The following is a 6324-nucleotide window of genomic DNA, read 5'->3' as shown; positions in this document are numbered from 1 at the left end:
TTGAGAGAACGATCTCTCAAACAAAATAGTCTGGTAACAATGGCGAGAAGGTCACACCCGTTCCCATACCGAACACGGAAGTTAAGCTTCTCAGCGCCGATGGTAGTTGGGACGAAAGTCCCTGTGAGAGTAGGACGTTGCCAGGCTAAACTTTATTTTTTGGCGATTAAGGCGTCAAGATTTAAAGTGGCCCCTTGGTCAAGCGGTTAAGACACCGCCCTTTCACGGCGGTAACACGGGTTCGAATCCCGTAGGGGTCACCATTATTGGAGGATTAGCTCAGCTGGGAGAGCATCTGCCTTACAAGCAGAGGGTCGGCGGTTCGATCCCGTCATCCTCCACCATATATTTTTCTTAAGATACATGCCGGGGTAGCTCAATTGGTAGAGCAACTGACTTGTAATCAGTAGGTTGGGGGTTCAAGTCCTCTCGCCGGCACCACTTTACTTTTCATTTATACGCGCCCGTAGCTCAATTGGATAGAGCGTCTGACTACGGATCAGAAGGTTATGGGTTCGACTCCTTTCGGGCGCGCCATTATATTTCGGGAAGTAGCTCAGCTTGGTAGAGCACTTGGTTTGGGACCAAGGGGTCGCAGGTTCGAATCCTGTCTTCCCGACCAGTCCTAACTTTTTTAAAATTATGGGGCCTTAGCTCAGCTGGGAGAGCGCCTGCTTTGCACGCAGGAGGTCAGCGGTTCGATCCCGCTAGGCTCCACCATAATTCAATTAACTATTTGGCGGTGTAGCTCAGCTGGCTAGAGCGTACGGTTCATACCCGTAAGGTCGGGGGTTCGATCCCCTCCGCCGCTACCATATATGTACGGAGGAATACCCAAGTCCGGCTGAAGGGATCGGTCTTGAAAACCGACAGGCGGGTTAAACCGCGCGGGGGTTCGAATCCCTCTTCCTCCTCCATATTATTTTTAAAATAGCTTAATTTCTATTGTCGCGGGGTGGAGCAGTCCGGTAGCTCGTCGGGCTCATAACCCGAAGGTCGCAGGTTCAAATCCTGTCCCCGCAATATGGTCCGGTAGTTCAGTTGGTTAGAATGCCTGCCTGTCACGCAGGAGGTCGCGGGTTCGAGTCCCGTCCGGACCGCCATTTTTTCTAGATATATTAAATCTAAATATGCGGGTGTAGTTTACTGGTAAAACCTCAGCCTTCCAAGCTGATGTAGTGGGTTCGATTCCCATCACCCGCTCCATTTAGGGGCCTATAGCTCAGCTGGTTAGAGCGCACGCCTGATAAGCGTGAGGTCGATGGTTCGAGTCCATTTAGGCCCACTAGAAAAGGAAAAAGCGATTGCTATTAAGCAGTCGCTTTTTTTGTGTTTATGTTAATTCCGAAATTTAAGCTGCCTCAAGTAGTTCCTTTTCTCTTTCCACTTCTAATGCTGATACAATGTAAGCAAACCCATTCATTAAGAAGTAAATAACATTGGACTGTACCCGTTCAGTTTCTCCTAAATAGGTATTTACGATAATGGTAACAGAGTATAAAATGACAAAAAATAAAGCAATTTTATTGAAAATATTCATTCAACCGACCCCTTTTTTAGGATTCTTATTTTAATCATATTTGTTTTTACCGTATCTTATGCAATTCATATACCATTTGCCCATTTACTCAGTAGAAATTAAATATGGAGAAAGGAGCCATTATAACATGTCATTTTCCTTTGATCATCTTGTAATATTTTTAAAAAAGCCTGAGGAGGTTATACTTCCTTTAAAAGAAAAAGGCCTTCATGCCGTTAACGGGGGCCATCATCAATGGTGGGGAACCTATAACTCTTTATCCTACTTTGGGTTAAGCTATATTGAATTTTTAGGAATTGAAGATTTATCAATTGCTGAGAAACAAAGAAATAATCGATTGATTACAGAAATTGTGGAGCAACTCTCAAAACAAGGGCACGAGGGGCCTGCTAAAATAGCGATTGGAACAAGAGGGATTCAACAATTAGCTAAAAGGCTTCAAGCAGAGGGGAATGCGGTGTATGGCCCATTTCCTGGAGAACGAGTTCGAGCAGATGGGCAAATCATTAGGTGGTCACTTTTATTTCTAGAAAATGAACCTAACAAACTTACTATGCCATTTTTTATCGAGTGGGAGAAGTCAGATGAAGAGAGGCTTGTAGAATTAAAGGAGCAAGGATTAATAGAAGCACACCGGATAGGAAATCCAATATTCCAAAGTGTAGGGTTTGTGGTTCAAAACTTAGAAAATACCATAACTAAGTGGGGAGAATTATTAAACCTTGAGCCAAGTGAGGAATTTATTGATGCAGTCATGAATGCCAGATGCCGAAAACTAGAACTCTCAGGCACAAGTTTATTGTTCTGTACACCGCTTGGAGAGGGGCGAGCGAAAGAGGTATTAGAAGAAAAAGGGGAGACTCCTTTCATAATAAATCTTGAGGGAACAAATCAGACTGGTATGTTTGAGTTGTTCGGTGGATTTTGGAGAGAGCAGTAACCTAATGCGATACAGCAGAAGAGTCATATTTTGCTATGAAAATGTATCATCAAAGTCGATCTGCGGTTCCCTTTAATAAAAAATAGGCGTTTTGCGTAGTTTTGGGGATAGCTAGACTACCTTGTTTGGTGTAAATTTATACCTTATCAGCGAATTTCATGCGTTTATCGGCGAATTTACAGGTTTTATCAGCGAATCATAAATCACCGCTACATATTTTAAAGGCGAACAGAATTCAACTGTTCGCCTGCACTCAGCTTTTACTTTACTTTAGCTACAATCTTACCCTTCACATGTCGTTCAGAAAGACGAGATAGGGCTTCAGGTACTTGTTCAAGTGTAATAACTTCTTTCAACATAGAAGTAATTTTCCCCTCTGCTACTAAAGCGAGCATTTCGTTCCCCATCACACCTAAATCCTCTTGTGCCTTTCGATCACCGGATTGATGGGCGGGCCCAAGCGCAATCTCATGGAAAGAAACCGCTTTGGTAAAAGGCTTCACCTGTGTGTAATCCGGGGCACCAGAAATATGAACGATGTGTCCTAAAAAGGCTAGCATGTCCAGTGAATCGGTAGCACTTTGACGGCTAACTGCATCAATAACTGCATCTACCCCACGACCATTAGTAATCTCCATTACCTTAGCCTTCACATTTTCTTCTCGATAATCAATAACAAAATCGGCACCAAGAGATTGCACATACTCGTGATTATGGCGAGAAGCCGTAGAGATAACTGTTTTACCGGCCCACTTCGCTAATTGGACAGCAAACCTACCTACACCACCAGCGCCACCGTGAATGAGAAGGGTATCAATGTGGTCCATTGGCAGCTTACGGAATAAGGATTGATAAGCAGTATATCCTGCTGTCGGCAAAGCCGCAGCATCTTCGAATGTTACTTGATCTGGTATCCTTGAAACTGTATGAGCAGTTGTCACTGCGTATTCAGCAAAACCGCCTTTTTTCGTAAGGTCGCCATGATAAACTACTCGATCGCCTTTTTCCCAACCAATTACACCTTCGCCTACTTCTGCAACTACCCCAGCAACGTCTAATCCTAGAATATGAGGATATGTCCAATTTGGATTACCGCCTGTTGCCGTTTTATAATCAACCGGATTGAGTCCGACTGCATGAACCGCAATTAATAACTCGCCTGGAATCGGTTTTGGAATATCTATTTCTTCTACCTTCATCTCTTTCCAAAGCCCTTTATCATGTAAAAGCAATGCTTTCATTTTTATCATCCTTTGTTAAAAAGTGTTAATCTACTTTTTCCAACACAGTTAATAATATATACTGTTGAAAACAATCACAAGAAAACTGAACTTTTCTTAGTTGACTAAAATGATAAACCATGTTAATTTGTATATGCAAATGAAAAAAGGGACTGAGCAATAATGAATGAAGAAGAACAGGTATTAATTCATTGTTTATATTTTACTGCAAGCCGTTTTGCTCGCAACATTTCAAAATTGGCTGAGAAGACGTTTGATTTCGGGGAACTTGCACCTTCTTATTTATACATGATCATGATTGTAAAATTCCATCCCGAAATCACTCAAAAAGAATTATGTCATAAGCTCTCCATTGCTCCTTCTACCAGTACACGGTTTATAGATAAATTAGAAAAACTTAAGCTGGTAACACGAAAAATGGATGGAAAACAAACGCATATCTCTTTGACTGATGAGGGAGAAAAGGTATACCATCAATTCCGTGTTTCATTAAAAGAATTGTTCGTGGGTTATTCTGACATTTTAGGACGCGAATTCAGTATGGATTTAAGCAAGATGCTTCATGAAGCAAGCAATAAGCTAGAAAAAGAACTGTAATTTTTTTACCCTATCATTTGCATATACAAATATAAGTGGTTTTAGAAACTTAAATATGGAGGCTATTTTATGAAAGAAAATGTATTGCTGATTCTCGGTGCAGGGCCAGGGATTAGCTTGAGTACAGCAAAGAAATTTGGCAAGAAAGGCTTTAAAATTGCCCTTGTATCACGACGTATAGATGCGTTACAGAAATATGAAGAAGAGCTGCAGAGTGAAGGAATTGTTGCAAAAGGATTTCCAGGAGATGTCTCATCAGAAGAGTCCTTAAAAGCAGCAATTGAGTCAGTAATTAAAGAGTATGGAAAAATCGATGTTCTTTTATACAACGCGGCAGCAGGCAGACCAGGCAAACCAACAACATTAAGCATGGATGATCTAATCAAAGATTTCAAAATTAGTGTAGCTGGTGCTCTTACAAGTGTAAAAGAGGTAACTGCTTATATGGAAAATGGAACAATTCTCTTAACTGGTGGCGGGCTAGCTTTGTATCCATATGTCGATTATGCTTCCTTAGCGATTGGAAAAGCAGGCATTCGCAGCTTAGCATATAGCCTACATCAAGAGTTAAGTGCGAAAGGGATTTATGTTGGAACTCTAACAATCAAAGGATTTGTTAAAGAAGGAACGTACTATTCTGCTGAGAATATTGCTGAAACTTTTTATAACATGTATGAAACAAAAAAAGAAGTAGAAGTTATTTTTGAAGAAAAGTAATATTTTTTAGCTAATCATTTGTATATACAAATATGATTCTAACTACTAATTTTAGAGTAAAACATTGTTGGCAAGACAAACCTAAACTATTCGAATGATAAAGGAGACAAAATGATGAAAACACTTGTAATAATTACTCACCCTAATTTAGAGCAATCCAGAATTAACCGAGCGTGGATGGAAGAGTTGAAAAAGCATGAAGAATTAACCATTCATACTCTTTATCAAGCCTATCCAGATGGAAAAATTAATGTTGAACACGAGCAAAAGCTATTAGCGGCGCATGACCGTATTATTCTTCAATTCCCATTCTATTGGTATAGTACACCACCTTTGTTAAAGCAATGGCAGGATGAGGTTCTTTCCTATGGCTGGGCATATGGGGAAGGCGGCGACAAGCTCCACGGTAAAGAACTAGGACTTGCGATTTCAACTTTTGGTCCAGCAGATTCTTATCAGCCGACAGGGTACAACCATTTTACCATGGAGACATTAACCACACCTTTACAACAAACAAGCAATTTAATTGGGACACGATTTATGCCATTATTCGTGTTGAATGGTGTTGCCTATGTTACAGATGAACAGCTGGCACAAAGCACTAAAGATTACGTTGAATTTGTTCTTCAACCGTCAATGATTAATGCTTAAACATTAATAGAGGTGTCTTGAAAGAAAATACCTCTACATATATTTTTTTATCAATCATTTGTATATACAAATTTAAAGGAGAATTCATCATGAAGACATTAGTAATTGTTGTACATCCAAACTTAAAAAACTCAGTCATAAATAAAATGTGGGCTGAACGATTACATCAAGAAAAAGATATTACGGTGCATGAATTATACGTAGCCTATCCTGATGGAAAAATTGACGTCGCTCATGAACAAAAACTATTACTTGGACATGACAGAATTGTCTTTCAATTCCCATTCTACTGGTACAGCAGTCCTTCTCTTTTAAAGGAGTGGCAGGATGTTGTTCTCACTTACGGATGGGCATACGGTTCAGAAGGAACTAATTTACGAGGAAAAGAATTTATGCTGGCGATTTCAACTGGTGGACCGGAAGCAGCCTATCAAGCAGGCGGCTATAATCACTACAGCATGAGTGAGTTAACGAAGCCATTCCAAGCCACCGCAAACCTGACAGGAATGCGCTTTTTGCCAACATATACAGCACAGGGAGTTCGTTTCCTAACAAAAGAGCAAGTTAGGGAAAGCGCGGAAAAATTAGTAGAACAGTTAAAAGCATCATATTAATTTTTTAAGAAAAGAGGGCTGTTT

General features: G+C 40.5%; 7 protein-coding genes, 12 tRNA genes and 1 rRNA gene. 18 read left to right on the top strand and 2 right to left on the bottom strand.

The genetic code is table 11. From position 1 onward, the window contains the following. Positions 1–29: 29 nt before the first annotated feature. The 13 genes from rrf to ABES03_RS12520 all read left to right on the top strand — a co-directional run bounded on the left by rrf (position 30) and on the right by ABES03_RS12520 (position 1285). Positions 30–146 (top strand): 5S ribosomal RNA (gene rrf / locus ABES03_RS12580). Between the two features lie 42 nt (positions 147–188). Next, positions 189–263: transfer RNA gene (locus ABES03_RS12575), tRNA-Glu, on the top strand. Positions 264–268: 5 nt separating this feature from the next. Further along, positions 269–344, top strand: a tRNA-Val gene (locus ABES03_RS12570). A 21-nt stretch (positions 345–365) separates the two neighbouring features. Then, positions 366–441: transfer RNA gene (locus tag ABES03_RS12565), tRNA-Thr, on the top strand. Between the two features lie 19 nt (positions 442–460). Beyond that, positions 461–537, top strand: a tRNA-Arg gene (locus tag ABES03_RS12560). Positions 538–545: 8 nt separating this feature from the next. Continuing rightward, positions 546–622, top strand: a tRNA-Pro gene (locus ABES03_RS12555). A gap of 22 nt (positions 623–644) precedes the next feature. After that, positions 645–720 (top strand) — tRNA-Ala (locus ABES03_RS12550). A gap of 18 nt (positions 721–738) precedes the next feature. Then, positions 739–815, top strand: a tRNA-Met gene (locus ABES03_RS12545). A gap of 9 nt (positions 816–824) precedes the next feature. Continuing rightward, positions 825–917, top strand: a tRNA-Ser gene (locus ABES03_RS12540). A 32-nt stretch (positions 918–949) separates the two neighbouring features. Then, positions 950–1023, top strand: a tRNA-Met gene (locus tag ABES03_RS12535). A 3-nt stretch (positions 1024–1026) separates the two neighbouring features. After that, positions 1027–1103: transfer RNA gene (locus ABES03_RS12530), tRNA-Asp, on the top strand. Positions 1104–1132: 29 nt separating this feature from the next. Beyond that, positions 1133–1206 (top strand) — tRNA-Gly (locus ABES03_RS12525). Positions 1207–1211: 5 nt separating this feature from the next. Further along, positions 1212–1285, top strand: a tRNA-Ile gene (locus ABES03_RS12520). Positions 1286–1351: 66 nt separating this feature from the next. On the opposite strand, the gene ABES03_RS12515 is transcribed toward ABES03_RS12520, so the two are convergent. Further along, positions 1352–1540 (bottom strand): hypothetical protein, encoded by a 189-nt coding sequence (locus ABES03_RS12515; protein ID WP_308081275.1) that lies wholly within the window; start codon positions 1538–1540, stop codon positions 1352–1354. A 127-nt stretch (positions 1541–1667) separates the two neighbouring features. On the opposite strand from ABES03_RS12515, the gene ABES03_RS12510 reads away from it, so the two are divergent. Further along, positions 1668–2480 (top strand): VOC family protein, encoded by an 813-nt coding sequence (locus ABES03_RS12510; RefSeq protein WP_430117614.1) that lies wholly within the window; start codon positions 1668–1670, stop codon positions 2478–2480. A gap of 260 nt (positions 2481–2740) precedes the next feature. Here the strand turns inward: ABES03_RS12510 and ABES03_RS12505 are convergent, their stop codons facing one another. Continuing rightward, entirely contained in the window at positions 2741–3721 is a 981-nt protein-coding gene (locus ABES03_RS12505) for a zinc-binding dehydrogenase (RefSeq protein WP_430117613.1), read from the bottom strand. A 162-nt stretch (positions 3722–3883) separates the two neighbouring features. Here ABES03_RS12505 and ABES03_RS12500 point away from each other — a divergent pair, with 162 nt between their 5' ends. The 4 genes from ABES03_RS12500 to ABES03_RS12485 all read left to right on the top strand — a co-directional run bounded on the left by ABES03_RS12500 (position 3884) and on the right by ABES03_RS12485 (position 6300). Then, a complete protein-coding gene (locus ABES03_RS12500; RefSeq protein ID WP_430117612.1) occupies positions 3884–4318 on the top strand; it encodes a MarR family winged helix-turn-helix transcriptional regulator in 435 nt (144 codons plus the stop codon). 69 nt (positions 4319–4387) lie between these two features. Further along, positions 4388–5035, top strand: coding sequence for an SDR family NAD(P)-dependent oxidoreductase (locus ABES03_RS12495; RefSeq protein WP_430117611.1), 648 nt, complete (start codon positions 4388–4390; stop codon positions 5033–5035). A gap of 114 nt (positions 5036–5149) precedes the next feature. Beyond that, entirely contained in the window at positions 5150–5686 is a 537-nt protein-coding gene (locus tag ABES03_RS12490; RefSeq protein ID WP_430117618.1) for an NAD(P)H-dependent oxidoreductase, read from the top strand. Between the two features lie 89 nt (positions 5687–5775). Next, positions 5776–6300: an NAD(P)H-dependent oxidoreductase gene (locus ABES03_RS12485; protein ID WP_430117610.1), complete on the top strand. Its 525-nt coding sequence runs from the start codon at positions 5776–5778 to the stop codon at positions 6298–6300. The last annotated feature ends 24 nt before the right edge of the window (positions 6301–6324 follow it).

The organism is Neobacillus rhizosphaerae, assembly GCF_050477885.1.
Classification (GTDB): domain Bacteria; phylum Bacillota; class Bacilli; order Bacillales; family Cytobacillaceae; genus Neobacillus; species Neobacillus rhizosphaerae_A.
Note: the sequence above shows the minus strand (reverse complement) of the source record. Positions and strands in the feature narration are given on the sequence as shown.